This is a genomic window from Enterobacter sp. UPMP2060, from assembly GCF_053709655.1.
In genome coordinates, this window is record NZ_JBSKJQ010000021.1 from 1 (window position 1) to 26,267 (window position 26,267).

Annotated in this window: 45 protein-coding genes and 1 pseudogene; 7 read left to right on the forward strand and 39 right to left on the reverse strand. The window is 51.0% G+C overall.

Features of this window, described 5'->3' with window-relative positions:
• Positions 1-399 precede the first annotated feature (399 nt).
• Positions 400-954 (forward strand): gamma carbonic anhydrase family protein, encoded by a 555-nt coding sequence (locus ACWKXN_RS21960; protein ID WP_039262762.1) that lies wholly within the window; start codon positions 400-402, stop codon positions 952-954.
• Here the strand turns inward: ACWKXN_RS21960 and ACWKXN_RS21965 are convergent.
• Genes ACWKXN_RS21965 through dprA form a run of 6 tightly spaced genes read right to left on the reverse strand, consistent with a single transcriptional unit; the run spans position 930 to position 4,713 of the window.
• A complete protein-coding gene (locus ACWKXN_RS21965; RefSeq protein ID WP_047059619.1) occupies positions 930-1,178 on the reverse strand; it encodes a DUF1488 family protein in 249 nt (82 codons plus the stop codon). The two genes, ACWKXN_RS21960 and ACWKXN_RS21965, sit on opposite strands and share 25 nt — an antisense overlap.
• The gene (gene aroE, locus ACWKXN_RS21970) at positions 1,175-1,993 is read right to left on the reverse strand and encodes a shikimate dehydrogenase (protein WP_039262760.1); all 819 of its coding nucleotides are present in this window, start codon (positions 1,991-1,993) and stop codon (positions 1,175-1,177) included. Before aroE ends, ACWKXN_RS21965 begins: the two co-directional genes overlap by 4 nt.
• Before the next feature lie 4 nt (positions 1,994-1,997).
• A complete protein-coding gene (gene tsaC, locus ACWKXN_RS21975) occupies positions 1,998-2,570 on the reverse strand; it encodes an L-threonylcarbamoyladenylate synthase type 1 TsaC (RefSeq protein WP_033146781.1) in 573 nt (190 codons plus the stop codon).
• Positions 2,563-3,117, reverse strand: coding sequence for a DNA topoisomerase family protein (locus ACWKXN_RS21980; protein ID WP_023309445.1), 555 nt, complete (start codon positions 3,115-3,117; stop codon positions 2,563-2,565). Before ACWKXN_RS21980 ends, tsaC begins: the two co-directional genes overlap by 8 nt.
• 26 nt (positions 3,118-3,143) lie before the next feature.
• On the reverse strand, positions 3,144-3,617 hold the full coding sequence (smg, locus tag ACWKXN_RS21985) for a DUF494 family protein Smg (RefSeq protein ID WP_008503477.1): 474 nt from the start codon (positions 3,615-3,617) through the stop codon (positions 3,144-3,146).
• Entirely contained in the window at positions 3,589-4,713 is a 1,125-nt protein-coding gene (gene dprA / locus ACWKXN_RS21990) for a DNA-protecting protein DprA (protein ID WP_211438727.1), read from the reverse strand. Before dprA ends, smg begins: the two co-directional genes overlap by 29 nt.
• Before the next feature lie 127 nt (positions 4,714-4,840).
• On the opposite strand from dprA, the gene def reads away from it, so the two are divergent.
• The 5 genes from def (at position 4,841) to mscL (ending at position 9,618) form a co-directional block, all read left to right on the forward strand.
• On the forward strand, positions 4,841-5,350 hold the full coding sequence (def, locus tag ACWKXN_RS21995) for a peptide deformylase (protein WP_006812188.1): 510 nt from the start codon (positions 4,841-4,843) through the stop codon (positions 5,348-5,350).
• Between the two features lie 25 nt (positions 5,351-5,375).
• Entirely contained in the window at positions 5,376-6,323 is a 948-nt protein-coding gene (gene fmt / locus ACWKXN_RS22000) for a methionyl-tRNA formyltransferase (protein WP_454544358.1), read from the forward strand.
• A 52-nt stretch (positions 6,324-6,375) separates the two neighbouring features.
• The gene (rsmB, locus tag ACWKXN_RS22005; protein ID WP_454544359.1) at positions 6,376-7,662 is read left to right on the forward strand and encodes a 16S rRNA (cytosine(967)-C(5))-methyltransferase RsmB; all 1,287 of its coding nucleotides are present in this window, start codon (positions 6,376-6,378) and stop codon (positions 7,660-7,662) included.
• Between the two features lie 22 nt (positions 7,663-7,684).
• Positions 7,685-9,061, forward strand: a complete 1,377-nt coding sequence (gene trkA / locus ACWKXN_RS22010) for a Trk system potassium transporter TrkA (RefSeq protein ID WP_008503482.1) — start codon at positions 7,685-7,687, stop codon at positions 9,059-9,061.
• Positions 9,062-9,207: 146 nt separating this feature from the next.
• On the forward strand, positions 9,208-9,618 hold the full coding sequence (mscL, locus tag ACWKXN_RS22015) for a large-conductance mechanosensitive channel protein MscL (RefSeq protein WP_048977001.1): 411 nt from the start codon (positions 9,208-9,210) through the stop codon (positions 9,616-9,618).
• Here mscL and ACWKXN_RS22020 read toward each other — a convergent pair whose 3' ends face one another.
• The 31 genes from ACWKXN_RS22020 to rpsJ form a co-directional block, all read right to left on the reverse strand.
• Positions 9,619-9,834, reverse strand: coding sequence for an alternative ribosome-rescue factor A (locus tag ACWKXN_RS22020; protein ID WP_454544360.1), 216 nt, complete (start codon positions 9,832-9,834; stop codon positions 9,619-9,621).
• 57 nt (positions 9,835-9,891) lie between these two features.
• The gene (zntR, locus tag ACWKXN_RS22025) at positions 9,892-10,317 is read right to left on the reverse strand and encodes a Zn(2+)-responsive transcriptional regulator (RefSeq protein ID WP_029740638.1); all 426 of its coding nucleotides are present in this window, start codon (positions 10,315-10,317) and stop codon (positions 9,892-9,894) included.
• A 2-nt stretch (positions 10,318-10,319) separates the two neighbouring features.
• On the reverse strand, positions 10,320-10,688 hold the full coding sequence (locus tag ACWKXN_RS22030; RefSeq protein WP_048977002.1) for a DnaJ family domain-containing protein: 369 nt from the start codon (positions 10,686-10,688) through the stop codon (positions 10,320-10,322).
• 107 nt (positions 10,689-10,795) lie between these two features.
• On the reverse strand, positions 10,796-11,179 hold the full coding sequence (gene rplQ, locus ACWKXN_RS22035) for a 50S ribosomal protein L17 (protein WP_001216368.1): 384 nt from the start codon (positions 11,177-11,179) through the stop codon (positions 10,796-10,798).
• A gap of 40 nt (positions 11,180-11,219) precedes the next feature.
• Complete coding sequence (locus tag ACWKXN_RS22040; RefSeq protein ID WP_002919219.1) at positions 11,220-12,209, reverse strand: DNA-directed RNA polymerase subunit alpha; 990 nt, start codon at positions 12,207-12,209, stop codon at positions 11,220-11,222.
• A 25-nt stretch (positions 12,210-12,234) separates the two neighbouring features.
• Entirely contained in the window at positions 12,235-12,855 is a 621-nt protein-coding gene (gene rpsD, locus ACWKXN_RS22045) for a 30S ribosomal protein S4 (RefSeq protein ID WP_004868345.1), read from the reverse strand.
• A gap of 33 nt (positions 12,856-12,888) precedes the next feature.
• The gene (gene rpsK, locus ACWKXN_RS22050) at positions 12,889-13,278 is read right to left on the reverse strand and encodes a 30S ribosomal protein S11 (protein WP_003863312.1); all 390 of its coding nucleotides are present in this window, start codon (positions 13,276-13,278) and stop codon (positions 12,889-12,891) included.
• Positions 13,279-13,294: 16 nt separating this feature from the next.
• On the reverse strand, positions 13,295-13,651 hold the full coding sequence (gene rpsM, locus ACWKXN_RS22055; protein ID WP_003863308.1) for a 30S ribosomal protein S13: 357 nt from the start codon (positions 13,649-13,651) through the stop codon (positions 13,295-13,297).
• A 146-nt stretch (positions 13,652-13,797) separates the two neighbouring features.
• Positions 13,798-13,914 (reverse strand): 50S ribosomal protein L36, encoded by a 117-nt coding sequence (gene rpmJ / locus ACWKXN_RS22060; protein ID WP_000868187.1) that lies wholly within the window; start codon positions 13,912-13,914, stop codon positions 13,798-13,800.
• A gap of 31 nt (positions 13,915-13,945) precedes the next feature.
• Positions 13,946-15,277, reverse strand: coding sequence for a preprotein translocase subunit SecY (gene secY, locus ACWKXN_RS22065; protein ID WP_061706985.1), 1,332 nt, complete (start codon positions 15,275-15,277; stop codon positions 13,946-13,948).
• A gap of 7 nt (positions 15,278-15,284) precedes the next feature.
• The gene (rplO, locus tag ACWKXN_RS22070) at positions 15,285-15,719 is read right to left on the reverse strand and encodes a 50S ribosomal protein L15 (protein ID WP_003863304.1); all 435 of its coding nucleotides are present in this window, start codon (positions 15,717-15,719) and stop codon (positions 15,285-15,287) included.
• Between the two features lie 3 nt (positions 15,720-15,722).
• Complete coding sequence (gene rpmD, locus ACWKXN_RS22075) at positions 15,723-15,902, reverse strand: 50S ribosomal protein L30 (protein WP_003863301.1); 180 nt, start codon at positions 15,900-15,902, stop codon at positions 15,723-15,725.
• 6 nt (positions 15,903-15,908) lie between these two features.
• Entirely contained in the window at positions 15,909-16,409 is a 501-nt protein-coding gene (rpsE, locus tag ACWKXN_RS22080; protein WP_003863299.1) for a 30S ribosomal protein S5, read from the reverse strand.
• A 14-nt stretch (positions 16,410-16,423) separates the two neighbouring features.
• Positions 16,424-16,777 carry a 50S ribosomal protein L18 gene (rplR, locus tag ACWKXN_RS22085; protein WP_003863297.1) on the reverse strand — a complete coding sequence of 118 codons (354 nt, stop codon included), beginning with the start codon at positions 16,775-16,777 and terminating at the stop codon, positions 16,424-16,426.
• 9 nt (positions 16,778-16,786) lie between these two features.
• On the reverse strand, positions 16,787-17,320 hold the full coding sequence (gene rplF, locus ACWKXN_RS22090; RefSeq protein ID WP_003863296.1) for a 50S ribosomal protein L6: 534 nt from the start codon (positions 17,318-17,320) through the stop codon (positions 16,787-16,789).
• Positions 17,321-17,332: 12 nt separating this feature from the next.
• Entirely contained in the window at positions 17,333-17,725 is a 393-nt protein-coding gene (rpsH, locus tag ACWKXN_RS22095; RefSeq protein WP_006178918.1) for a 30S ribosomal protein S8, read from the reverse strand.
• 30 nt (positions 17,726-17,755) lie between these two features.
• On the reverse strand, positions 17,756-18,061 hold the full coding sequence (rpsN, locus tag ACWKXN_RS22100; RefSeq protein WP_003863291.1) for a 30S ribosomal protein S14: 306 nt from the start codon (positions 18,059-18,061) through the stop codon (positions 17,756-17,758).
• Between the two features lie 14 nt (positions 18,062-18,075).
• Positions 18,076-18,615, reverse strand: coding sequence for a 50S ribosomal protein L5 (rplE, locus tag ACWKXN_RS22105; protein ID WP_001096206.1), 540 nt, complete (start codon positions 18,613-18,615; stop codon positions 18,076-18,078).
• Between the two features lie 14 nt (positions 18,616-18,629).
• The gene (gene rplX / locus ACWKXN_RS22110) at positions 18,630-18,944 is read right to left on the reverse strand and encodes a 50S ribosomal protein L24 (protein WP_003863287.1); all 315 of its coding nucleotides are present in this window, start codon (positions 18,942-18,944) and stop codon (positions 18,630-18,632) included.
• A 10-nt stretch (positions 18,945-18,954) separates the two neighbouring features.
• Positions 18,955-19,326: a 50S ribosomal protein L14 gene (gene rplN / locus ACWKXN_RS22115; RefSeq protein WP_002919748.1), complete on the reverse strand. Its 372-nt coding sequence runs from the start codon at positions 19,324-19,326 to the stop codon at positions 18,955-18,957.
• 166 nt (positions 19,327-19,492) lie between these two features.
• Positions 19,493-19,747, reverse strand: coding sequence for a 30S ribosomal protein S17 (rpsQ, locus tag ACWKXN_RS22120; protein WP_008503489.1), 255 nt, complete (start codon positions 19,745-19,747; stop codon positions 19,493-19,495).
• Positions 19,747-19,938 carry a 50S ribosomal protein L29 gene (rpmC, locus tag ACWKXN_RS22125; protein WP_003863282.1) on the reverse strand — a complete coding sequence of 64 codons (192 nt, stop codon included), beginning with the start codon at positions 19,936-19,938 and terminating at the stop codon, positions 19,747-19,749. The genes rpsQ and rpmC overlap by 1 nt, the downstream gene beginning before the upstream one ends.
• Positions 19,938-20,348 (reverse strand): 50S ribosomal protein L16, encoded by a 411-nt coding sequence (gene rplP / locus ACWKXN_RS22130; protein ID WP_002919759.1) that lies wholly within the window; start codon positions 20,346-20,348, stop codon positions 19,938-19,940. The genes rpmC and rplP overlap by 1 nt, the downstream gene beginning before the upstream one ends.
• A 12-nt stretch (positions 20,349-20,360) precedes the next feature.
• Positions 20,361-21,062 (reverse strand): 30S ribosomal protein S3, encoded by a 702-nt coding sequence (gene rpsC / locus ACWKXN_RS22135; protein ID WP_000529945.1) that lies wholly within the window; start codon positions 21,060-21,062, stop codon positions 20,361-20,363.
• A gap of 17 nt (positions 21,063-21,079) precedes the next feature.
• Positions 21,080-21,412, reverse strand: coding sequence for a 50S ribosomal protein L22 (rplV, locus tag ACWKXN_RS22140; RefSeq protein ID WP_002919773.1), 333 nt, complete (start codon positions 21,410-21,412; stop codon positions 21,080-21,082).
• A gap of 14 nt (positions 21,413-21,426) precedes the next feature.
• Positions 21,427-21,705 (reverse strand): 30S ribosomal protein S19, encoded by a 279-nt coding sequence (gene rpsS, locus ACWKXN_RS22145; RefSeq protein WP_001138117.1) that lies wholly within the window; start codon positions 21,703-21,705, stop codon positions 21,427-21,429.
• Positions 21,706-21,721: 16 nt separating this feature from the next.
• Positions 21,722-22,543 carry a 50S ribosomal protein L2 gene (rplB, locus tag ACWKXN_RS22150; protein ID WP_000301859.1) on the reverse strand — a complete coding sequence of 274 codons (822 nt, stop codon included), beginning with the start codon at positions 22,541-22,543 and terminating at the stop codon, positions 21,722-21,724.
• 17 nt (positions 22,544-22,560) lie between these two features.
• The gene (gene rplW / locus ACWKXN_RS22155; protein ID WP_000617546.1) at positions 22,561-22,863 is read right to left on the reverse strand and encodes a 50S ribosomal protein L23; all 303 of its coding nucleotides are present in this window, start codon (positions 22,861-22,863) and stop codon (positions 22,561-22,563) included.
• Positions 22,860-23,465, reverse strand: coding sequence for a 50S ribosomal protein L4 (rplD, locus tag ACWKXN_RS22160; protein ID WP_000424395.1), 606 nt, complete (start codon positions 23,463-23,465; stop codon positions 22,860-22,862). The genes rplW and rplD overlap by 4 nt, the downstream gene beginning before the upstream one ends.
• A 10-nt stretch (positions 23,466-23,475) precedes the next feature.
• On the reverse strand, positions 23,476-24,105 hold the full coding sequence (rplC, locus tag ACWKXN_RS22165) for a 50S ribosomal protein L3 (protein WP_006178923.1): 630 nt from the start codon (positions 24,103-24,105) through the stop codon (positions 23,476-23,478).
• A 32-nt stretch (positions 24,106-24,137) separates the two neighbouring features.
• Positions 24,138-24,449, reverse strand: coding sequence for a 30S ribosomal protein S10 (gene rpsJ / locus ACWKXN_RS22170; protein WP_001181005.1), 312 nt, complete (start codon positions 24,447-24,449; stop codon positions 24,138-24,140).
• 380 nt (positions 24,450-24,829) lie between these two features.
• On the opposite strand from rpsJ, the pseudogene ACWKXN_RS22175 reads away from it, so the two are divergent.
• Positions 24,830-25,317, forward strand: a pseudogene (locus ACWKXN_RS22175) (prepilin peptidase).
• Here the strand turns inward: ACWKXN_RS22175 and bfr are convergent.
• A complete protein-coding gene (gene bfr, locus ACWKXN_RS22180) occupies positions 25,301-25,777 on the reverse strand; it encodes a bacterioferritin (protein WP_008503492.1) in 477 nt (158 codons plus the stop codon). The pseudogene ACWKXN_RS22175 and the gene bfr sit on opposite strands and share 17 nt — an antisense overlap.
• Before the next feature lie 72 nt (positions 25,778-25,849).
• A complete protein-coding gene (bfd, locus tag ACWKXN_RS22185; protein WP_008503493.1) occupies positions 25,850-26,044 on the reverse strand; it encodes a bacterioferritin-associated ferredoxin in 195 nt (64 codons plus the stop codon).
• Positions 26,045-26,267: the final 223 nt, after the last annotated feature.

Genomic DNA, 26,267 nt, shown 5'->3' on the forward strand with positions numbered 1-26,267 from the left:
TCGTCTTACGACGTTAAGAATCCATGTCACTTTGAGTGCCCACACAGATTGTCTGATAAATTGTTAAAGAGCAGTGCAACGCGGCTTTCGCTCACCGTTGCGAGGTGGCGTATATTACGCTTTCCTCTTTCAGAGTCAACCCGTTATTTCAGAATTTTTCTCTTCAACCGACCGCGTTGTCTGTGAAGTGATTCACATCCGCCGTGTCGATGGAGGCGCATTATAGGGATCCCATTTTTTAGCACAAGTATTTTTTAGATCTTTTTTTCCGACTGCTGATTTTCCGCGCTTTTCGCTGAAATCCCGCCCGATCTGCTTAAATATTGACGTATTTTGCCTTGCCGCGATCCATTAATATGATCAAAGTCTTCTGTATAGCGCTCATTGTTAGAGGTAGATATGCCCGCAGTATTACGTCCTTATAAAGATCTGTTCCCCCAAAAAGGCGATCGCGTGATGATCGATGCCAGCAGCGTGTTGATCGGCGATGTCCGAATGGCCGATGACGTCAGCATCTGGCCCCTCGTCGCCATCAGGGGAGATGTTAACTATGTGTCGATTGGCGCCCGTACCAATATTCAGGACGGCAGCGTTCTGCATGTCACGCACAAATCCTCCTATAACCCGGACGGTAATCCCCTCATCATTGGAGAAGAGGTTACCGTCGGCCATAAGGTGATGCTTCACGGCTGCACTATCGGGAATCGCGTACTTGTTGGCATGGGGTCGATTTTGCTGGATGGCGTCATAGTAGAAGATGACGTAATGATTGGTGCCGGTAGCCTGGTCCCGCAGAACAAACGGCTGGAGAGTGGCTATCTCTATCTGGGAAGCCCGGTAAAACAGATCCGCCCCCTGAAGGAGGCGGAGATCGAAGGATTAAAATACTCGGCGAACAACTACGTTAACTGGAAGAATGACTATTTGGATCAGGACAACCAAACCCAGCCCTGATCGTCTTCCTGCTGTTCGCGGATTAAATCGCTGGCTTCTTCTTCCAGATCCCAGCGATTTTCGCAAAATACCGCTATAGGGTCTGAACCGCCAAAACGGCGCAACAGCGTTTCCCCATGAATGGCACAAGTAAGTTGCATCCCCTGCACCAGCACCGGAAAACAGACCGCTTGTTTACTCTCATCCCAGATCTCTCTGTCCGGGAAATGAATAGCCTGGTTCACGCCGAAAGCTCCTGCTTTAACTTTTCAATGACAGGTTCGACCGCAGGCAACACGCCATGCCAGAGCAGCACCGCATGCGCAGCCTGCCCCACCAGCATTCCCAGTCCATCGGCTAACTGTTTCGCGCCGTGTTGTTCACACCAGCTCAGGAAAGGGGTCTTCCCTTTCTGATAAAACATGTCATAGAAGTACATATGCGCGCTGACCAGAGAAGCAGGAATTGCCGGGATCTCGCCATTGATGCCGCTGGACGTGGCATTGATGACAAGATCGAACTCACGATCGGCAAGATCGTCAAGCGCTACCGCGCTCACGCTGCCGGTATGCGCAAACAACGCCGCCAGTGCTTCCGCTCGGGAAAAGGTTCTGTTGGTAATGGTCACCGCACAGTCCAGTGAAAGCAGAGGCAACAGTACTCCCCGCGATGCGCCACCCGCACCAATCAGCAGGACCCGAAACCCGGGCTTAATAAACGACAGTCGTTCCAGATCGCTAAGTAAACCAACTCCGTCTGTGTTGTCACCCAAAAGGCGTCCATCCTCAAGCCGTTTTAGGGTATTGACTGCACCAGCCAGTGAAGCGCGCTCGGTGAGCTCATCCGCTCGTTCGAAGGCTTCCTCTTTAAAAGGAACCGTCACATTCGCGCCTTTACCGCCCGCGGCGAAAAAAGCCTCCAGCGTTGGAATAAATGCATCCACCGGTGCCAGTACGCGACCATAGGGATGATTTATCTGCAGCTGCTTCGCAAATTGCTGATGAATCAACGGTGACTTGCTGTGTGCAATCGGATTACCAAAAACAGCATAGGTTTCCATGAGACTACCCCTGGCGAAAACGTTCGCCGGTCAAAGCGTCGCGAATTTCAGACGGATTCAGGCGCCCTCCCGTTTCACCGACAGCGACTGGGAAGTCATTCCCGAACTGCGCCAGTACTTCTTCGGTTGTCCGACAAGGTGGCAATCCGGTCAGGTTGGCGCTGGTTGAGACCAGCGGTTTACCAAATGCCAGGCAAAGTTCAACCACCAGCGGATGGTCAGTTACGCGAACGGCGAGGGAATCAAAACGTCCGGTTAACCAGCGAGGCGTAGTCGGCTGCGCCGGGAAAACGAAGGTCACCGGGCCAGGCCACGCGGAGAAGATAGTCTCGCGCTGCGCCGGCGTCAGCATGGAGTCATCGATATAGGGTTTAAGCTGCTCATAATTCGCAGCGATCAAAATCAGCCCTTTCTCGACGGGTCTTTGTTTTAAGGCAAGCAGTCGGCTTACGGCCGTCTCGCTGTCAGGATCGCAACCGACTCCAAAAACAGCTTCAGTTGGATAGGCGATGACTTCTTCTTTTTTCAGTACGTCCACAGCATGCGCAATGGAGCCTGATGGCAGGTTATTATTCACTATTTTGATCCGCCGTAACCGGCTTTCCACATTGTTTACTGGCGCAGAAGCGTTTCATGCCTTGCGCGGTTTTCTTCTCTATAAGTAGCGGATAATTGCAATGAGGGCAGGTTCCCGCTACCGGTTTAAAATTGATAACGAACTGGCATTCAGGGTAGCGATCGCACGAATGGAAAGTCTTACCATAACGGGAACGGCGCTGTACCAACTGACCGCGCTGACACTGAGGGCACGCAATTGCCGTTTCATCAGGCTTATCAATTTGTTCCGTATGCTCACATTCCGGGTAGCGGCTACATCCAATAAACATGCCGAATCGCCCCTGCCGCAGGGCTAATTCACCACCGCAGAGTGGGCAATACTGACCTTCCAGAATTTTAACGATATGTCCATCCGCCTGGCTTTTCAGGGGACGGACATAATCACATTCCGGATAGTGTGAACAACCGAGAAACGGGCCGTGTTTCCCGGACCGAATAACAAGTTCAGCCCCGCACTGCGGGCAGGGCTCGTTTTTATGCACCGTGAATAGTGCTGATTTGGCCATAACAACTCTTGGTGCTGCACATTGAATTAGTGCAGCATACCTTCATTCACTTCAAAGAGTAATTCTTCCATTTGCTGATAGGCGTTTTCACAGCCCGGGATATTAAACAGAACCATCAGGATCACCCACTTGAGATCTTCCAGTTCAAATTCTGCTGTATCCAGCGCCATGACGCGCTCTATCACCATTTCTCTCGTTTCGAGGTTCAGCACCTGAATCTGCTCAAGGAATAAGATGAACCCCCGGCAGCTGGCATCCAGCCTTTCACACTCTTCCGCAGTATAAATGCGTACTGACAATGGGTCAGAAGCAAGCTGCATCGGTTCGGCGAGGCCTTCCTGATAATCAGCCAGTTTTTCCAGCCACATCAACGCATTATAGATATCTTCCCGCTCAAACCCCGCATCGGTAAGATCCTGTGTCAATTTGTCCTGATCCACTCGCATTTCTGCTTCGTTATGGATGTAAGTCTCAAACAAATACATCAGTACGTCGAACATGGCATGCCCTCCTTAATCGGACATAGCCGCCGGGTACAGCTGCGATCCACCCTGCTAACTCCAGTTCGAGTAGCTGTGCTACCGTTATTGGCACAGGTTGGCCGGCACGTTCAGCGACAACGTCAACAGGTGTTACCTCATCTCCTACGTTAGCCAGGAGCTTGGGAAATGGCAATGCCACCTTTCCCTGATCTGATGAATATTGTCGCTTTTCGGGATCTTCCTGCAGCCATTGCAACCCATATTGCAAATTTTCAAGAATATCTCCTACTTCCGTTACCGGCGTTGCCCCTTGCTTAATCAGCCAGTGGGGTCCCTCGCATCCGGGATTACCTATCGGACCAGGCAAGGCGAAGACTTCTCTCCCCTGTTCGAGCGCGCATCGCGCCGTGACCAGCGAACCGCTTCGGCGCGCCGCTTCAACCACCAGCACGCCTTTGCTAAGCCCGCTGATAATCCGATTCCGACGCGGAAAGTTTGCCGGCCTGGGCTGTGCGGAAAGCGGAAACTCAGAAACTATCGCGCCGTCAGATTCAATAAGCCGCATCGCCAACGCCTGATGCCGGCGTGGATAAATGCTAAAAAGACCGTTCCCCAGCACCGCTACACTTCGTCCCTTAACTGACAGCGCCGCGCTATGGGCTACGCCGTCAATACCGCAGGCCAGCCCGCTGGTAATCGTGAAACCGCTTTGCGACAGTTGTTCGCACAGGATTTTCCCCCATCGCTCGCCGTACCATGACGGCGCACGGCTGCCTACCACCGCCAGCTGAACGGTATTAAGCGCCTCAGGATTACCTTTTATGAATAACACCCCGGGATAATCAGGGATCGTGCGGAGCAAAGGGGGATATAGGGGATGGTTGGGCGTTAATAAATGATGTCCCGGCTGCTCAAGCCACACAAGACTACGTTCCAGCTCGCTCTCATCGAGTGCAAAGAACCGTTCAGCCTGCTTTGCTGTCAGCCCGGCCTCTCTGGCGACGAGCACGTTGAGGTGTTCCAGCTTCTGCAGTCGCGCAGCCGCTTCCAGCATTACATCACCACACAGAGACCCTGTGTGTACTAGCCGTAGCCATATCTCGGTAGACGTCATCCTTTCCCCTGCCATAAGCGGCCTCCGCAATCATTGCGATTGGTCACTGATGCTGTCAATCGATGGGGGATTTGTCTAGAATAGAGAGAGTATTCTTATCAACTCCTGAACACGACTCTGGAAATTTATGGCAGTTTTGCAAGTGTTACATATTCCGGACGAGCGCCTTCGCATCGTCGCTGAACCGGTCAAAGAAGTGAATGCAGAAATCCAGCGTATCGTTGATGATATGTTCGATACCATGTACGCCGAAGAAGGTATTGGCCTGGCGGCGACGCAGGTGGATATTCATAAGCGTATTATCGTGATTGATGTTTCCGAAAATCGCGATGAGCGTCTGGTGCTGATCAACCCTGAGCTGCTCGAAAAGAGTGGCGAAACCGGTATTGAGGAAGGCTGTCTGTCCATTCCTGAACAGCGCGCTTTAGTACCGCGTGCCGAAAAGGTGAAAATTCGCGCGCTGGATCGTGACGGTAACCCGTTCGAACTGGAAGCAGACGACCTGCTGGCGATTTGTATTCAGCATGAGATGGATCACCTGGTCGGTAAACTGTTTATCGATTATCTCTCGCCGCTGAAACAGCAGCGTATTCGTCAAAAAGTAGAGAAACTGGATCGTTTGCGTTCTCGCGCATAACGTCCCCCCGGATACAAGGATCATCGTGTCTAAAACACTACGTATTATCTTCGCGGGAACCCCTGATTTTGCAGCGCGTCATCTTGACGCGCTGTTATCTTCTGGTCACCAGGTTGTTGGCGTCTTTACCCAGCCTGACCGTCCGGCAGGTCGCGGTAAAAAACTGATGCCGAGCCCGGTAAAGGTGCTGGCAGAAGAGCATGGGCTACCCGTTTTCCAGCCCGCATCGTTACGCCCACAGGAAAATCAGCAGCTGGTTGCTGACCTGAATGCCGACGTAATGGTGGTGGTGGCTTACGGTTTAATTCTGCCGAAAGCTGTGCTCGATATGCCTCGCCTGGGGTGCATCAACGTGCACGGGTCTCTGCTTCCGCGCTGGCGTGGTGCTGCACCTATCCAGCGCTCGCTGTGGGCAGGTGATGCCGAAACGGGCGTTACCATTATGAAGATGGACGTAGGTTTAGACACCGGCGATATGCTGTATAAACTGACGTGCCCCATAACGTCAGACGATACCAGCGCTACGCTGTATGACAAACTGGCAGACCTTGGCCCACAAGGGCTTATCGAGACGCTCCAGCAGCTTGCTGACAATACGGCGAAACCGGAAGTTCAGGATGACGCGCTGGTGACTTATGCCGAAAAACTGAGCAAAGAAGAAGCGCGTATCGACTGGTCCCTGTCAGCCGCGCAGCTTGAACGCTGCATTCGCGCTTTTAATCCGTGGCCGATGAGCTGGATGGAGATTGATGAGCAGCCGGTGAAAGTCTGGAAAGCCTCCGTCATTAGCGGTACTACCACGGCTGAACCCGGTACGATTATTGACGCCAACAAGAACGGAATTCAGGTGGCGACTGGGCAAGGGATCCTGAATCTTGAATCGCTACAACCGGCCGGCAAGAAGGCCATGAGCGCTCAGGATCTGTTAAATTCCCGTCGCGAATGGTTTATTCCGGGCAATCGTCTTGCCTGAGCAAATCTATCCTTAAGGCCCGGTGTTTCCGGGCATTTTTATTTTTACGGTTATGAAAAAACAAAATCTACGCAGTATGGCGGCTCAGGCCGTTGAGCAGGTTATCGAGCATGGCCAGTCCTTAAGTAACGTCCTGCCTCCCCTGCAACAAAAAGTATCTGATAAAGACAAAGCCCTGCTTCAGGAGCTCTGCTTTGGCGTTCTGCGCACGCTTTCTCAGCTTGAGTGGCTGATTAACAAGCTGATGTCACGCCCAATGACAGGCAAGCAACGCACCGTACACTATTTGATTATGGTGGGTTTTTATCAGCTTCTTCATACCCGCATCCCACCTCATGCCGCGCTGGCTGAGACGGTTGAAGGCGCTGTTGCGATTAAACGCCCTCAGCTGAAAGGGCTGATCAACGGCGTACTGCGTCAGTTCCAGAGACAGCAGGAAGAGCTTCTGGTTGAATTTGCCCAAAGCGAAGCACGTTTTCTGCACCCGGACTGGCTGTTGAGGCGCCTGAAAAAAGCTTATCCACAGCAGTGGCAGGAGATTGCCGATGCCAACAACCAGCGCCCGCCAATGTGGCTACGCGTGAATCGTAATCACCACACTCGTGACGCATGGCTGGCATTACTTGAAGAAGCTGGAATGAGTGGATTCCCGCATCAAGCCTATCCGGATGCTGTACGTCTGGCCTCACCGGCACCGGTACATGCATTACCCGGTTTTGATGAAGGCTGGGTAACCGTACAGGATGCCTCGGCTCAGGGTTGCATGACCTGGCTTGAACCCAAAAATGGTGAGCAGATCCTCGATCTTTGCGCCGCGCCTGGGGGCAAAACGACGCATATTCTTGAAGTGGCTCCGCAGGCCAGCGTGATGGCAGTGGACGTCGATGAACAGCGTCTCTCACGCGTCTACGACAACCTCAAGCGTCTTGGCATGAAGGCTCAGGTTAAGCAGGGCGATGGGCGCAAACCCGCAGAGTGGTGTGGTGAAACCCAGTTCGATCGCATTTTGCTGGACGCCCCCTGCTCTGCAACCGGTGTTATTCGTCGTCATCCGGACATCAAGTGGCTACGCCGCGATCGTGATATTAAGGAACTTGCCCAACTGCAATCCGACATTCTCGACGCCATTTGGCCGCATCTTAAATCTGGCGGAACGCTGGTCTATGCGACCTGCTCCGTACTGCCGGAAGAAAACAGCCAGCAAATCGCGGCCTTCCTTAAACGTACGCCGGACGCCGCGCTGAGCGATACGGGAACGCCTGAATGCCCGGGTCTGCAGAACCTGCCGGGTGCTGAAGAGGGCGATGGCTTCTTTTACGCTAAGCTAATCAAAGAGTGATGTTGAGAACAGGTCACGAGATATGAAGATTATCATTCTGGGTGCAGGACAGGTGGGCGGAACGCTGGCGGAAAACCTGGTTGGCGAAAACAATGACATCACAATTGTTGATACCAACGGCGATCGTCTGCGTGTCTTACAGGACAAGTTTGACCTGCGCGTGGTGCAGGGTCATGGTTCGCACCCACGTGTTCTTCGTGAGGCGGGCGCCGACGATGCCGACATGCTGGTTGCGGTAACCAGTTCGGACGAAACCAATATGGTGGCCTGTCAGGTGGCCTACTCGCTTTTCAACACGCCAAACCGAATTGCGCGCATTCGCTCTCCGGACTATGTTCGCGATGCTGAAAAACTGTTTAATTCCGAAGCGGTCCCCATTGACCACCTCATCGCGCCAGAACAGCTGGTTATCGACAATATCTATCGCCTGATCGAATATCCGGGTGCCCTGCAGGTGGTTAACTTTGCCGAGGGCAAAGTGAGCCTGGCAGTGGTTAAGGCCTATTATGGCGGACCATTGATCGGCAATGCGCTTTCCACCATGCGCGAGCACATGCCGCATATTGATACGCGCGTTGCAGCGATTTTCCGCCACGACAGGCCAATTCGCCCGCAAGGCTCCACGATTGTCGAAGCCGGTGATGAGGTATTCTTTATTGCGGCCTCACAGCATATTCGTGCGGTGATGAGTGAACTTCAGCGTCTCGAAAAACCCTATAAGCGCATTATGCTGGTCGGCGGTGGCAATATCGGTGCCGGCCTGGCACATCGGCTGGAAAAAGATTACAGCGTGAAGTTGATCGAGCGCGATCAACAGCGTGCTGCTGAACTAGCGGAAAAACTGCAAAATACGATTGTATTTTATGGTGATGCGTCGGATCAGGAGCTACTGGCTGAAGAGCATATTGATCAGGTTGATCTCTTTATTGCCGTCACCAACGATGACGAGGCGAATATAATGTCCGCCATGCTCGCGAAGCGCATGGGGGCAAAAAAAGTCATGGTGCTTATTCAGCGCAAGGCGTATGTCGATCTGGTTCAGGGTAGCGTTATTGATATTGCTATTTCCCCTCAGCAGGCGACAATTTCCGCGCTCCTGAGCCATGTTCGTAAAGCGGATATTGTCGGTGTGTCATCGCTCCGCCGTGGCGTAGCGGAAGCCATTGAAGCCGTTGCTCATGGAGATGAAACGACGTCGCGCGTCGTCGGCCGTTCGATCGACGAAATTAAACTGCCGCCAGGCACGATTATCGGCGCCGTTGTGCGCGGGAATGATGTCATGATTGCCAATGATAATTTACGAATTGAGCAAGGCGATCACGTTATTATGTTCCTTACCGATAAAAAGTTTATTACTGACGTCGAACGTTTATTCCAGCCAAGTCCATTCTTCCTTTAAAGAATTGTGTGCTCGAGAAAGAGCACCCTTACTTTATCCTTTTCATTTCTGTGCCTTTTATTTTTCATAATGTTTAATTATCCCGAATGGCAATTGGCTAATGATTTGTTAAACTTAAACTCGTCAGCTGGCACAAGGAGAGAACAATGAGTTTTATTAAAGAATTTCGCGAATTTGCGATGCGCGGGAACGTGGTGGATTTGGCAGTGGGTGTCATTATTGGTGCGGCATTCGGTAAGATTGTTTCATCATTAGTGGCCGACATTATCATGCCACCTTTAGGGTTGTTAATCGGCGGCATTGATTTCAAACAGTTCGCTTTCACGCTGCGTGAAGCGCAGGGTGATGTTCCGGCAGTAGTGATGCACTACGGCGTATTTATTCAGAACGTATTTGATTTTGTGATTGTCGCGTTTGCCATATTTATGGCCATCAAGCTGATCAACAGGCTCAACCGTAAAAAAGAAGAGCCAGCTGCAGCACCTGCGCCAACGAAAGAAGAAGTGCTGTTGAGTGAGATCCGCGATCTGTTAAAAGAGCAAAATAACCGCATCTAATCAACAGTTAAAAGCAGGAAGGCCAGTGGTAAATAAGCGATTCGCTTGCTTGCCACTGGCCTCCCAGTTACCCCGTTTTTCATGTTTGTCTTTACGCAGATAACTTCCTTTCCCTTTTTTATTCTTCTCAACGCGCTGCCTGAATAACGGGTCGTGAAGTAACGCCTCAATGGCATTGTCCTTAATTTGTCCTTTCGTGTGCTGATAGCGGCTCATAATGTCTCCAGAGCAGGGTTTATGACGAAGCGAGTCTAGACCCGGTTGAACTAAAAATCAACAGCCCTGCGTTTCTCCACTCGCTCCCTGTTCAAGGGCTTCGAGAATTGAACAGTAAATGCTGCTGTGGGCCGTACCGCAGCAGGCATCATTAAGCCTTTGCAGAGAGCGCTGCATGGTTTGCAGTTCCTGTATACGCGCTTCAACTTCATCCAGCCGGGCCTGCACGATGCTTTTAGATTCCTGGCAGGTGTGATGTTCCGGATCGATGCGGATCGATAATAATTCGCGGATCGAATCCAGTGTAAAACCGAGCTGACGCGCATAACGAATGAACCGCAGGCGCTGCAGATCGTTATCGGTATAAAGGCGAAAGCCCCCTTCAGTCCGAACTTCATGATCGATCATCTGCTGCTTTTCGTAATATCGGATGGTATCCGGCGTGACATTCGCAAGCTTCGCAAGTTCACCGATACGGTACATAACTACTCCTCGTTTATTTTCTGCATCAATCTTTCACCGAATTCACCGCGCAAAAAATCAGTGTTCATACCAGCCTGGCGCAGCTTGAGTTCAAGCAGGGCGAGGCGGCGGCTAAGTTCAGAATGTCGTGGATCGTCATAGCGGATCCCTTTGAGAAGATCGGCCAGTTCAACAGCCTCTCTGCGCTGTTCGAGCTCCGGGGGGAGACAGCCCGCATTTTTCAGTAAACGGTATCCAGCCCGTAGTTCAGGCGCGATGTGCGAGTCATCGTCAAGCGCAAGGGGTTCACCGCTCCCCGGGAGATCGTCGAATTCACCTTTTTTTTGGGCATCGCGAATATGGCGTTCTGCCCACTGGTCGAGCAACCACATTACCAGCTCCAGGGGATGAACAGAATTGATACAGACATTGTAGAGAAGTGGGGGTATCGCGGATATAAAAAAACCCGCCGGAGCGGGTTTTTTTACGTTACTGCAGATTACTCTGCAGCAGCTTCTGCTTTCTCTGAACGATCAACCAGCTCGATGTAAGCCATCGGCGCGTTGTCGCCTGCACGGAAACCACACTTCAGAATGCGAGTGTAACCACCGGCACGGCTCGCGAAACGCGGGCCCAGTTCGTTAAACAGTTTTGCCACGATCTCGTTATCACGAGTACGGGCGAATGCCAGACGACGATTAGCAACGCTGTCAGTCTTGGCAAGAGTAATCAGCGGCTCAACTACGCGACGCAGCTCTTTCGCTTTAGGCAGGGTCGTCTTGATGATCTCATGACGAACCAGTGAACCTGCCATGTTGCGGAACATAGCCTGGCGATGGCTGCTGTTGCGGTTCAGTTGACGACCACTCTTACGATGGCGCATGACCTTATCCTTCTCAGTAAAACCTTAACCTGTGATCCGGTTACTCGTCAGCAATGCTTGCTGGTGGCCAGTTTTCCAGGCGCATGCCCAGAGACAGACCACGTGAAGCCAGCACGTCTTTAATCTCGGTAAGAGATTTTTTACCCAGGTTCGGCGTTTTCAGCAACTCAACCTCGGTACGCTGTACCAGATCACCGATATAGTGGATAGCTTCTGCCTTGAGGCAGTTAGCAGAGCGGACAGTCAATTCGAGATCGTCAACAGGGCGCAGCAGGATCGGATCGAATTCTGGTTTCTCTTCTTTCACTTCCGGCTGACGTACATCACGTAAGTCAACGAAAGCTTCCAGTTGTTCTGCCAGGATGGTCGCCGCACGACGAATCGCCTCTTCAGGATCGATTGTGCCGTTGGTTTCCATTTCGATGACCAGCTTGTCCAGGTCGGTACGCTGTTCTACACGCGCTGCTTCAACATTGTAGGCAATACGCTCTACAGGGCTATAGCATGCGTCGACCAGCAGACGGCCGATTGGGCGCTCATCTTCTTCCGAATGAATTCGGGCAGAAGCCGGCACATAACCACGACCGCGCTGAACTTTGATACGCATGCTAATAGCTGCGTTCTCATCGGTCAGGTGGCAGATCACGTGCTGCGGCTTGACGATTTCAACATCACCGTCGTGGGTGATGTCGGCTGCAGTCACAGGGCCAATGCCAGATTTATTCAGAGTAAGAATAACTTCATCTTTACCCTGAACTCTCACCGCCAGCCCTTTCAGGTTGAGCAGGATTTCAAGGATATCTTCCTGAACGCCTTCTTTGGTGCTGTACTCATGAAGTACACCATCAATCTCAACCTCGGTCACCGCGCAACCCGGCATCGATGAGAGCAGAATACGGCGCAGTGCGTTACCCAGAGTATGGCCAAAGCCACGCTCTAAAGGCTCAAGGGTCACCTTGGCGTGCGTCGAACTCACTTGCTCGATATCTACCAGGCGCGGTTTTAGAAACTCTGTCACAGAACCCTGCATTGTGTCCTCTCTTTGGTACTAAGCTTTACTTGGAGTAAAGCTCGACGATCAGGTGTTCGTTAATGTCCGCAGACAGATCAGAACGTTCTGGCTGACGCTTGAACGTACCTTCCATCTTGCCAGCATCAACTTCCAGCCAGGTTGGCTTTTCACGCTGCTCAGCCAGCTCCAGAGCGGCCTTCACGCGAGATTGCTTTTTCGCTTTCTCACGAATGCTAACAACGTCATTCGCTTTAACCTGATAAGAAGCGATGTTAACAACACGACCGTTTACCATGATTGCTTTGTGGCTAACCAGCTGACGTGATTCAGCACGAGTAGCGCCGAAGCCCATACGGTATACAACGTTGTCCAGACGACCTTCCAGCAGAGCCAGCAGGTTTTCACCTGTGTTGCCTTTCAGACGTGCTGCTTCTTTATAGTAGTTACGGAACTGACGCTCCAGCACACCGTACATACGGCGAACTTTTTGCTTTTCACGCAACTGCACACCATAGTCAGACAGACGCGGTTTACGCGCACCGTGCTGGCCAGGAGCTTGTTCAATTTTACACTTGGTATCGATCGCGCGAACGCCAGACTTAAGGAATAAGTCGGTGCCCTCACGACGGCTCAGCTTGAGCTTAGGACCCAAATATCTTGCCATTTTCTATCTCCAACTAACCTAAAAAACGGAGCGTTATACGCGACGTTTTTTCGGCGGACGACAACCGTTATGAGGGATCGGAGTCACATCAGTAATATTCGTGATGCGGAAACCAGCGGCGTTCAGAGCGCGAACAGTAGATTCACGACCCGGACCCGGACCTTTAACCATAACTTCCAGATTCTTGATGCCGTATTCTTTTACGGCTTCTGCGCAACGCTCTGCTGCAACCTGAGCTGCGAACGGAGTGGATTTGCGAGAACCACGGAAACCGGAACCACCGGCTGTTGCCCAACCCAATGCGTTACCCTGACGATCAGTAATAGTAACGATGGTGTTGTTGAAAGAAGCATGGATATGAGCCACGCCGTCAGAGACTTGTTTTCTTACACGTTTACGTGCACGAACTGGTGCCTTTGCCATTATTCAATCACCCCGATTATTTCTTGATCGGTTTGCGCGGACCCTTACGGGTACGTGCGTTGGTCTTAGTACGCTGACCGCGCACTGGCAGACCACGACGATGACGCAAACCGCGATAGCAACCAAGATCCATCAGGCGCTTGATGCTCATGCTGATTTCACGGCGCAGATCACCTTCAACGACAAATTTGGCAACTTCGTCACGCAGCGTGTCGATTTGTTCTTCAGACAGCTCACTGATCTTAACATCTTCAGCGATACCCGCTGCAGCCAGAATGGCTTTAGAACGGGTCTTGCCGACGCCGTAGATCGAAGTTAATGCGATCACAGCATGTTTCTGATCAGGAATGTTAATGCCTGCTATACGGGCCACTATGCACTCCTACTATTTAATATGTACGCACCATGCTGAAAAGCCCGTTTTCAGGATACTCAAATGGAAACGTACAGACATACAAAAGATTGGCTGGCTAATCTAGCCAGCTCAACCCAACTTTGCAAGAAAAATATGCGAAATAATCAGCCTTGGCGCTGTTTATGCTTCGGCTCGGCACTGCAAATCACACGGATGACACCATCACGCTTAACGATTTTGCAGTTACGGCATAATTTCTTGACGGAAGCACGAACTTTCATTTTTACTCTCCGTAACTTCTCAGGCGACCATTTAGCGGCCGTAGCCTTTCAGGTTCGCCTTCTTCAATGCAGACTCGTACTGACTGGACATCATCAGAGTTTGCACTTGAGCCATAAAGTCCATAATCACGACAACAACGATAAGCAGTGAGGTCCCACCGAAGTAGAACGGTACTTTCATTGCATCACGCATGAACTCCGGGATCAGGCAGATAAAAGTAATATAAAGCGCACCAACCAAAGTCAGGCGAGTCATTACTTTATCGATATACTTCGCCGTTTGCTCTCCCGGACGAATTCCTGGTACAAATGCACCGGACTTCTTCAGGTTATCTGCTGTTTCACGCGGGTTGAAGACCAACGCCGTGTAGAAGAAACAGAAGAAGATGATCGCAGACGCATAGAGTAACACATAAAGTGGTTGCCCAGGCTGCAAATACAGCGAAATTGTTGTCAGCCAGTTCCAACCAGTACCGCCCCCGAACCATGACGCGATGGTCGCCGGGAACAGAATAATACTGGAAGCGAAGATAGCCGGGATAACCCCCGCCATGTTCACTTTCAGCGGTAAATGTGTGCTCTGTGCAGCATAGACACGACGACCTTGCTGACGTTTAGCGTAGTTCACCACAATGCGGCGTTGACCACGTTCAACGAAGACAACAAAGAACGTCACTGCAAATACTAATACTGCAACCAACAGCAACAGGAGGAAGTGCAGGTCGCCTTGACGCGCTTGCTCGATAGTATGGGCGATGGCTGGCGGGAGGCCCGCGACAATACCGGCGAAGATAATGATTGAGATACCGTTACCGATACCACGCTCAGTAATCTGTTCGCCGAGCCACATCAGGAACATAGTCCCTGTGACCAGACTTACAACAGCGGTGAAGTAGAATGCAAAGCCCGGGTTTATCACCAGGCCTTGCATACCAGGCATATTCGGCAGACCGGTAGCAATACCGATCGACTGGAATATTGCCAGCACCAGAGTACCGTAACGGGTGTACTGACTAATCTTACGACGTCCAGACTCCCCTTCTTTCTTCAACTCTGCCAGGGCCGGATGAACGACCGTCAGCAGTTGGATAATAATAGATGCCGAAATGTACGGCATAATACCCAATGCAAAGATAGAAGCACGGCTGAGAGCACCACCAGAGAACATGTTGAACATTTCAATGATGGTGCCTCGCTGTTGCTCAAGCAGTTTGGCAAGTACAGCGGCATCGATACCAGGGATCGGAATAAAAGAGCCAATACGGAACACAATCAGCGCGCCGATAACAAACAGCAGTCTGCGTTTCAGCTCGCCAAATCCACCTTTGGCACTTTGAAAATCTAATCCCGGTTGCTTAGCCATCTGCTACTTATTCCTCAATTTTACCGCCAGCAGCTTCGATAGCAGCACGAGCACCTTTAGTAACACGCAGGCCACGAACAGTTACCGGAGTAGAAACTTCACCAGCCAGGATCACTTTCGCGAACTCGATCTGGATACCGATAATGTTTGCTGCTTTCAGCGTGTTCAGGTCTACAACGCCGCCTTCAACTTTCGCCAGGTCAGACAGACGGATTTCCGCTGTGATCGCTGCTTTGCGAGAGGTGAAGCCGAACTTCGGCAGACGACGGTACAGTGGCATCTGGCCACCCTCGAAACCGCGACGTACGCCACCGCCAGAACGAGAGTTCTGACCTTTGTGACCACGACCACCGGTTTTGCCGAGGCCAGAACCGATACCACGACCCAGGCGTTTACCCGCCTTTTTAGAGCCTTCGGCCGGAGACAGAGTATTTAAACGCATCTCTTACTCCTCAACTTTAACCATGAAGTAAACCGCGTTGACCATACCACGAACAGCGGGAGTATCCTCGCGCTCAACGGTATGACCAATACGACGCAGACCCAGGCCAAGCAGCGTTGCCTTGTGTTTCGGCAGACGACCGATTGCACTGCGGGTTTGAGTGATTTTAATAGTCTTTGCCATGGTCAATTACCCCAGAATTTCTTCAACGGATTTACCACGCTTGGCAGCGACCATTTCTGGAGAATTCATATTTTCCAGGCCATCAATAGTTGCACGAACCACGTTGATCGGGTTGGTGGAACCATATGCTTTGGCCAGAACGTTATGAACCCCAGCAACTTCCAGAACGGCGCGCATTGCACCACCGGCGATGATACCGGTACCTTCTGAAGCTGGCTGCATGAATACACGAGAACCCGTGTGAACACCTTTAACTGGGTGTTGCAGGGTACCGTTGTTCAGCGCGACGTTAATCATATTGCGACGGGCTTTTTCCATCGCTTTCTGGATCGCTGCTGGAACTTCACGCGCTTTACCGTAACCAAAACCAACGCGACCGTTACCATCGCCTACTACAGTCAGAGCTGTGAAGGAGAAAATACGGCCACCTTTAACGGTTTTAGATACGCGGTTTACCGCGATCAGCTTTTCCTGCAGTTCGCCAGCCTGTTTTTCGATGTGAGCCATCTTACACCTCTACCTTAGAACTGAAGGCCAGCTTCACGGGCAGCATCTGCCAGTGCCTGGACACGACCATGATATTGGAACCCGGAACGGTCAAAGGAAACATTGCTGATGCCTTTTTCCAGAGCGCGTTCAGCAACAGCTTTACCTACAGCTGCAGCGGCGTCTTTGTTACCGGTGTACTTCAATTGTTCTGAGATAGCTTTTTCTACAGTAGAAGCAGCTACCAGAACTTCAGAACCGTTCGGTGCAATTACCTGTGCGTAAATATGACGCGGGGTACGATGTACCACCAGGCGAGTTGCACCCAGCTCTTTGAGCTTGCGGCGTGCGCGGGTCGCACGACGGATACGAGCAGATTTCTTATCCATAGTGTTACCTTACTTCTTCTTAGCCTCTTTGGTACGCACGACTTCGTCGGCGTAACGAACACCCTTGCCTTTGTAAGGCTCAGGACGACGGTAGGCGCGCAGATCTGCTGCAACCTGACCGATCAGCTGTTTATCAGCGCCTTTCAGCACGATTTCAGTTTGAGTCGGACATTCTGCAGTGATACCGGCCGGCAGCGGATGCTCAACAGGGTGTGAGAAGCCCAGAGACAGGCCTACTGCATTCCCTTTGATAGCTGCACGATAACCTACACCAACCAGCTGAAGCTTTTTAGTGAAGCCTTCGGTAACACCAACAACCATTGAGTTCAGCAGGGCACGCGCGGTACCAGCCTGAGCCCATCCATCCACGAAACCATCACGTGGACCGAAGGTCAGAGCGTTATCTGCATGTTTAACTTCAACAGCTTTGTTGAGGGTACGAGTCAGCTCGCCGTTTTTACCTTTGATCGTAATAACCTGACCGTCGATTTTTACATCAACGCCGGCAGGAATAACGACCGGTGCTTTAGCAACACGAGACATTCTTTCCTCCGATTAGGCTACGTAGCAGATAATTTCGCCACCAAGACCAGCCTGGCGCGCTGCACGATCAGTCATAACACCTTTAGAGGTAGAAACAACTGCGATACCAAGACCAGCCATAACTTTTGGCAGCTCATCTTTTTTCTTATAGATGCGCAGGCCTGGGCGGCTGACACGCTGAATGCTTTCTACAACAGCTTTACCCTGGAAATACTTAAGAGTAAGTTCCAGTTCCGGCTTGGTGTCGCCTTCAACTTTAAAATCTTCGATAAAACCTTCTTCCTTCAGCACGTTGGCAATTGCCACTTTCAGCTTGGCGGAAGGCATGGTGACCGCAACTTTGTTCGCGGCCTGACCGTTACGGATACGGGTCAGCATATCCGCGATCGGATCTTGCATGCTCATCTGTCTTTACTCCCGTGATTCAATTGGTAATTACCAGCTAGCCTTTTTCAAGCCTGGCACTTCACCGCGCATGGCGGCTTCACGCAGTTTGATACGGCTCAACCCAAACTTGCCCACATAACCATGTGGACGACCTGTTTGACGACAGCGGTTACGCTGACGAGACGGGCTGGAATCACGCGGCAGAGACTGCAGCTTGAGAACCGCATTCCAACGATCTTCGTCGGAAGCGTTCACATCAGAAATGATCGCTTTCAGTTCAGCGCGTTTAGCGAAGAATTTATCAGCTAAAGCTACGCGCTTTACTTCGCGTGCTTTCATTGATTGCTTAGCCATTCAGTAACCCTACCTTACTTGCGGAACGGGAAGTCAAAGGCAGCCAGCAGAGCACGGCCTTCTTCGTCAGATTTCGCAGTAGTGGTAATGGTAATATCCAAACCACGCACGCGGTCGACTTTATCGTAGTCGATTTCTGGGAAGATGATCTGCTCACGGACACCCATGCTGTAGTTACCACGACCGTCGAAAGACTTAGCGGACAAGCCACGGAAGTCACGGATACGTGGAACAGCAATAGTGATCAGGCGCTCAAAGAACTCCCACATGCGTTCGCCACGCAGAGTTACTTTACAGCCGATCGGATAGCCCTGACGGATTTTGAAGCCTGCAACAGATTTGCGTGCTTTGGTGATCAGCGGTTTTTGACCGGAGATTGCTGTCAGGTCAGCTGCTGCGTTATCCAGCAGTTTCTTGTCAGCGATCGCTTCACCAACACCCATGTTCAGGGTGATCTTCTCGACCCGAGGGACTTGCATGACAGAATTGTAGTTAAACTCAGTCATGAGTTTGTTAACTACTTCGTCTTTGTAGTAATCATGCAGTTTCGCCATCGTACTACTCCAAATTACTTGATAGTTTCGCTGTTAGACTTGAAGAAACGGACTTTTTTGCCGTCTTCGAATCTAAAGCCTACACGGTCAGCCTTGCCGGTAGCCGCATTGAAGATTGCAACGTTAGAAACCTGAATAGCAGCTTCTTTTTCAACGATGCCACCTGGTTGGTTCAGGGCCGGAACCGGCTTCTGATGTTTCTTAACCAGGTTGATACCTTCAACGACAAGTTTGCCGGAAGACAGAACATTTTTTACTTTACCGCGTTTACCTTTATCTTTACCGGTTAACACGATAACTTCGTCATCACGACGGATTTTCGCTGCCATGATTCGCTCCTTAGAGTACTTCTGGTGCCAGAGAGATAATTTTCATGAACTTCTCAGTACGAAGTTCACGAGTTACCGGCCCAAAGATACGCGTGCCGATAGGCTGCTCGCTGTTATTGTTTAAAATAACGCATGCATTACCATCGAAGCGAATGACAGAACCGTCAGGGCGACGAACACCCTTCTTGGTGCGCACCACTACCGCCTTCAGCACATCACCTTTTTTGACCTTACCACGTGGAATTGCTTCCTTGATGGTGATCTTGATGATGTCGCCTACGCCTGCGTAGCGACGGTGCGAGCCACCCAGAACCTTGATACACATTACGCGACGTGCACCGGAGTTGTCGGCGACGTTCAGCATAGTCTGTTCTTGGATCATTTTAGTGCTCCGCTAATGTCAACTACTACCTGAGACTCTAAAATCAGAGCCGTTAAAAAGCCCCATATCGAGGGCGCGGCATTATAACACCGCTTCTGCAATATGGGTAGAAAAAATAAACGGCTCATCGCTGAGCCGTTTATTCGTATTGAGAAGGCGTACTGTATTACAGAACCGCTTTCTCTACAACGCGAACCAGCGTCCAGGACTTAGTCTTGGACAGTGGACGGCATTCACGGATTTCAACCTTGTCGCCGATACCACATTCGTTGTTCTCGTCATGTACGTGCAGTTTGGTCGTACGCTTGATGAATTTACCGTAGATCGGGTGTTTCACAATACGTTCGATAGCTACAACAATGGATTTCTCCATTTTGTCGCTAACAACACGACCTTGCAGAGTACGGATTTTATCGGTCATTACGCACCCGCCTTCTGAGTCAGTAAAGTCTTAACGCGTGCAACATTGCGACGCACTTGCTTCAGCAGGTGAGTCTGTTGCAGCTGGCCACTTGCAGCCTGCATACGCAGGTTGAACTGCTCACGCAGCAGGTTCAGCAGCTCAGCGTTCAGCTCTTCAACGCTTTTTTCACGCAGCTCTTTTGCTTTCATTACATCACCGTCTTAGTTACAAAGGTGGTTTTGATAGGCAGTTTCGCTGCTGCCAGGCCGAAGGCTTCACGGGCCAGCTCTTCCGGAACACCGTCCATTTCATAAAGGACTTTGCCCGGTTGGATCAAGGCAACCCAGTACTCCACGTTACCTTTACCTTTACCCATACGAACTTCCAGTGGCTTCTCGGTGATCGGTTTGTCCGGGAATACACGGATCCAGATCTTACCTTGACGCTTAACTGCACGGGTCATTGCACGACGTGCTGCTTCGATCTGACGTGCAGTCAGACGACCACGGCCAACAGCTTTCAGACCGAAAGTGCCGAAGCTAACATCCGTACCCTGCGCCAGACCACGGTTGCGGCCTTTGTGCACTTTACGGAATTTTGTACGCTTTGGTTGTAACATCAGCGACGCTCCTTATTTACGGCCTTTACGCTGCTGCTTTTTAGGTTGAGCAGCCGGTTTTTCCGGTTGTTCAACAGCAGCCATACCACCCAGGATCTCACCTTTGAAGATCCATACCTTAACGCCGATTACACCGTAAGTGGTGTGCGCTTCAGAGGTGTTGTAGTCGATGTCAGCACGCAGAGTGTGCAGCGGTACGCGACCTTCACGGTACCATTCGGTACGTGCGATTTCCGCGCCGCCCAGACGACCGCTAACTTCAACTTTAATACCTTTAGCGCCCAGACGCATTGCGTTCTGTACAGCACGCTTCATAGCACGACGGAACATAACACGACGTTCCAGCTGTGAAGTGATGCTGTCAGCAACCAATTTAGCGTCCAGTTCAGGCTTACGAACTTCAGCGATATTGATCTGTGCAGGAACGCCAGCGATATCCGCTACGACCTTGCGCAGTTTTTCTACGTCTTCGCCTTTCTTACCGATAACGATGCCAGGACGAGCAGTGTGAATAGTCACACGGATGCTCTTCGCTGGACGCTCGATAACGATACGAGATACAGACGCTTTAGCCAGTTCCTTAGTCAGGTACTGACGTACTTTAAAATCGCTGTCCAGGTTGTCAGCGAATTCTTTGGTGTTCGCAAACCAGGTAGAGTTCCATGGTTTTACAATACCCAGGCGAATACCATTAGGATGTACTTTCTGACCCATTGCTAGTCTCCAGAGTCTCAGCGATCGGACACAACCACAGTAATGTGGCTGGTGCGCTTCAGGATGCGATCTGCACGACCTTTCGCACGCGGCATAATGCGCTTCATGCTTGGGCCTTCATCTACGAAAATTTTCGCGACTTTCAGATCGTCGATGTCAGCGCCATCGTTGTGTTCAGCGTTAGCAATGGCAGATTCCAGTACTTTCTTGACCAATACCGCAGCTTTCTTGTTGGTATAGGTCAGGATGTCCAGGGCCTGCGACACTTTCTTACCGCGAATCAGGTCAGCAACAAGGCGAACCTTCTGAGCAGAAGAACGAGCATGGCGATGTTGAGCTAAAGTTTCCATCTCTTCCTCCTACCTTATTTCTTCTTCGCTTTTTTATCAGCAGCGTGGCCGCGATAAGTACGAGTCGGTGCGAATTCACCCAGTTTGTGACCAACCATTTCGTCGGTAACAAAGACTGGAACGTGCTGACGACCATTATGGACAGCGATGGTCAAACCGATCATGTTAGGAAAGATCGTTGAACGACGGGACCAAGTGCGCAGGGGCTTCTTGTCTCCGCTTTCCACCGCTTTCTCTACCTTCTTCAGCAAGTGCAGGTCAATAAAAGGACCTTTCTTGAGAGAACGTGGCATGGCTTATCCTCTAAAATTATTTGCTACGGCGACGTACGATAAATTTATCAGTACGCTTGTTGCTGCGGGTCTTCTTACCTTTGGTCTGAACGCCCCACGGAGTTACCGGGTGCTTACCAAAGTTACGACCTTCACCACCACCATGTGGGTGGTCGACTGGGTTCATCGCAGTACCGCGAACGGTAGGACGAACACCACGCCAGCGTGCAGCACCTGCTTTACCCAGAACGCGCAGCATATGCTCAGCATTGCCAACTTCGCCCAGAGTAGCGCGGCAGTCTGCTTCGACTTTACGCATTTCACCAGAACGCAGACGCAGGGTGACATAAGCACCATCACGAGCAACGATCTGAACGTAAGTACCAGCGGAACGTGCCAGCTGACCGCCTTTACCTGGTTTCATTTCTACGTTATGAACGGTAGAACCAACCGGGATATTGCGCATCGGCAGGGTGTTGCCTGCTTTGATTGCAGCATCAACGCCAGACTGAATCTGGTCGCCAGCTTTCAGGCCTTTAGGGGCCAGGATGTAACGGCGTTCGCCGTCTTTGTACAGAACCAGCGCGATGTTCGCGGAACGGTTCGGATCGTACTCAAGACGTTCAACAACTGCTGGGATACCGTCTTTGTTGCGTTTGAAGTCAACAATACGATAAGCCTGCTTGTGGCCACCACCGATGTGACGAGTGGTGATACGGCCATTGTTGTTACGACCACCGGATTTGCTGTTTTTTTCCAGCAACGGAGCAAAAGGTTTGCCCTTGTGCAGCTCAGGGTTAACCACTTTAACTACGTGGCGACGACCCGGAGATGTCGGTTTACATTTAACAACTGCCATTGTATTACTCCTCCGACTTACTCAGCGCCGCCAACGAAGTCCAGATTCTGGCCTTCTTTCAGGGTGACGTAAGCTTTTTTCCAGTCGCTACGACGACCGATACGCTGTCCGTGACGTTTAACTTTCCCTTTAACTACCAGGGTGTTAACGACTTCGACTTCGACTTCAAACAGTTTCTGCACAGCAGCTTTGATCTCTGCTTTGGTCGCGTCTTTAGCAACTTTGAGAACGATGGTGTTTGTTTTTTCCATCGCAGTAGACGCTTTTTCAGAAACGTGCGGTGCGCGAAGCACCTTCAGCAGACGTTCTTCACGAATCATGCCAGCATCTCCTCAACTTGCTTAACAGCATCAGCAGTCATTACGACTTTGTCGAAGGCGATCAGGCTAACCGGGTCGATACCAGTCGCATCGCGTACGTCAACCTTGTGCAGGTTACGTGCGGCCAGGAACAGGTTCTCGTCCAGCTCACCGGTGATGATCAGCACATCTTCCAGAGCCATGTCTTTCAGTTTCTGTGCCAGCAGCTTAGTTTTAGGCGCTTCAACAGAGAACTTCTCGACAACGATCAGACGATCCTGACGTACCAGTTCGGACAGGATGCTTTTCAGCGCGCCGCGGTACATCTTTTTGTTAACTTTTTGACTGTGGTCCTGTGGACGCGCAGCGAAGGTCACGCCACCTGAACGCCAGATCGGGCTCTTGATAGAACCTGAACGCGCACGGCCGGTACCTTTCTGGCGCCATGGCTTTTTGCCAGAACCAGTTACTTCAGCACGAGTCTTCTGAGCACGAGTACCCTGACGAGCACCAGCTGCATAAGCAACAACAACCTGGTGAACCAGCGCTTCGTTGAAATCACGACCGAAGGTAGTTTCGGAAACAGTCAGCGCGCTCTGCGCGTCTTTCAATACTAATTCCATTGCTATCCCCTTACGCCTTCACAGCTGGTTTAACGATCAGGTCGCTACCGGTTGCACCCGGAACTGCACCTTTAACCAGCAGCAGGTTGCGCTCAGCGTCAACACGTACTACGTCCAGGCTCTGAACGGTCACACGTTCGTTACCCAGCTGACCTGCCATTTTCTTGCCTTTGAACACTTTGCCCGGAGTCTGGTTCTGACCGATAGAACCCGGAACGCGGTGAGACAAGGAGTTACCGTGGGTAGCGTCCTGGGTACGGAAGTTCCAGCGCTTAACGGTACCAGCAAAACCTTTACCTTTAGAGGTACCGGTTACGTCAACTTTTTTAACGTCAGCAAACAGCTCAACGCTAATGTCCTGACCTACGGTGAACTCTTCGCCTTCAGCAAGACGGAATTCCCACAGACCACGGCCAGCTTCTACGCCAGCTTTAGCGAAGTGACCCGCTTCTGGTTTGGTTACACGGTTAGCTTTTTTAGCACCAGTGGTCACCTGAACAGCGCGGTAGCCATCGTTAGCCAGATCTTTAACCTGGGTAACGCGGTTTGCTTCAACTTCGATTACGGTTACTGGGATTGAAACGCCATCTTCAGTGAAGATGCGGGTCATGCCCACTTTTTTACCGACTAAACCAATCATTGTATCAACCTCTCAATCGCTCGATGACCTGATTAACCCAGGCTGATCTGCACGTCTACACCGGCAGCCAGATCCAGACGCATCAGAGCATCAACGGTTTTCTCAGTTGGCTCAACGATGTCAACCAGACGCTTGTGAGTGCGGATTTCGTACTGATCACGCGCGTCTTTGTTGACGTGCGGAGAGATCAGAACGGTGAAGCGCTCTTTGCGGGTCGGCAGCGGGATCGGACCACGGACTTGCGCACCAGTGCGCTTAGCAGTCTCGACGATTTCCGCGGTTGATTGATCGATCAGACGATGATCAAACGCTTTAAGGCGGATACGGATTCTTTGGTTCTGCATGAGACCAGAGCTCCAATTATTTTATAAACGAAAATGATTACTCCTCAAACCCATTACGATTGATGGGAGAGTGTAACCGTTCTTACGTAGCTCCCCAATTGGGAGCATTGTTGAGTAACAAAATGAGCTACTCTGGTTCTGATTGAACCCGCCGTCAATTACGACAAGCCCGCGCATTATACGTAAATCTGGACAAGACGCAAGTGCCGTTTAGAAATTAAGCGCCAGAGGCGCAGTATGCGTATGGGCGCGCAACTTTTTACGCAATGTATCCCTTCTCAAGGCTTTGTCTCGAGCCCCTACGCAAGTGTCGTTTTTATAGATTGCCGACCAGGTCGATTATAGCGAGGATGCGCTCAAACCCTTTTGAGGCCTTTTCCATGTTAACCACCCTCCCCTTTTTGCTGGTCTATTTTTCGCTGACTGCCTTTCTCGTCCGTGCAGATATTCGCTGCGGACTGCTTCCTGATAAATTTCTCTGCCCGTTGCTATGGGCGGGCCTGCTCTTTCAGCTCTGTGTCCAACCTGATTTTCTGCCGAGTGCAGTGGTGGGAGCGATGGCTGGATATGTCGGCTTTGCCGTTATTTACTGGGGATATCGGTTTATCTGCCGGCGTGAAGGGATGGGATACGGCGATGTAAAATACCTGGCGGCGCTTGGCGCTTGGCGCTTGGCGCGTGGCATGGCTGGTGCATGCTGCCTACGCTGGCGTTACTCGCTGCACTTATGGCGCTACTTAGCATTCTTGTGTTTTCGTTACTCACCGGCGATAAGGGAGCATTAAAAAACCCACTGCCTTTTGGGCCATTTCTGGCAGCAGCGGGTTTATGCGTAGGCTGGAAGACGGTGGTTACTCTTCCACTTTAATCTGCGACTGAAGGTAGTTCTGCAGACCGATTTTAGCAATCAGATCCAGCTCCGTTTCCAGCCAGTCAATATGGCCTTCTTCATCGGCCAGGATCTGGATCATCATATCGCGACTGACGTAGTCATGTACGCTGTCGGCATAGGCAATGGCTTCACGGAGATCTTTGGCACCTTCAAGTTCCAGCCTGAGGTCGGAACGCAGCATCTCTTCGACATCTTCTCCGATGCCCAGCTTTCCGAGATCCTGCAGGTTTGGAATACCTTCAAGGAATAAAATACGCTCGATATATTTATCAGCGTGCTTCATTTCATCGATCGATTCATGGTACTCAACGTCGTTCAGACGTTTAAGCCCCCAGTTTTTGAACATTCTCGCGTGAAGAAAGTACTGGTTAATTGCGACAAGCTCATTTCCCAATAATTTATTGAGATAACTTATGATTTTAACATCACCTTTCATTATATAGTCCCTCCGCTTCCACTCATTGAAGCGTAGATCGGGCTACAGGGATGTCAAAAAAAAGATGGGCGCTTACGCGATCTCTTTGTATTCCGGGATCTGCATCAATTCGTCCTGCATGATCTCTCGCGCAGCACGTACACATTTACCGCATTGATTTCCCACCGGAACAAATTTGCGTAGTTGCTGAAATGACTGAGGCTGAAACTGGCGAACGGCCTGACGTATTTTCTTGTCGCTTACACCATTACATAAACAAACGTACATAGAGACTCCCGTTCAAATTATGCGCAAAGTGTAAGTGAGAATGGTTATGATTACAATAGCACAAACGCCACAATACGGGGCGGGAGCAGGCAAAAAATGCGAAATTTGTGACAGTAACTGAGCGGCAGAAAACAAAAAAGGACGCCGAAGCGTCCTTTTTTTATTCGGGGATAATTAATTAGCCCAGAACTTTAGCAACAACGCCCGCGCCAACGGTACGGCC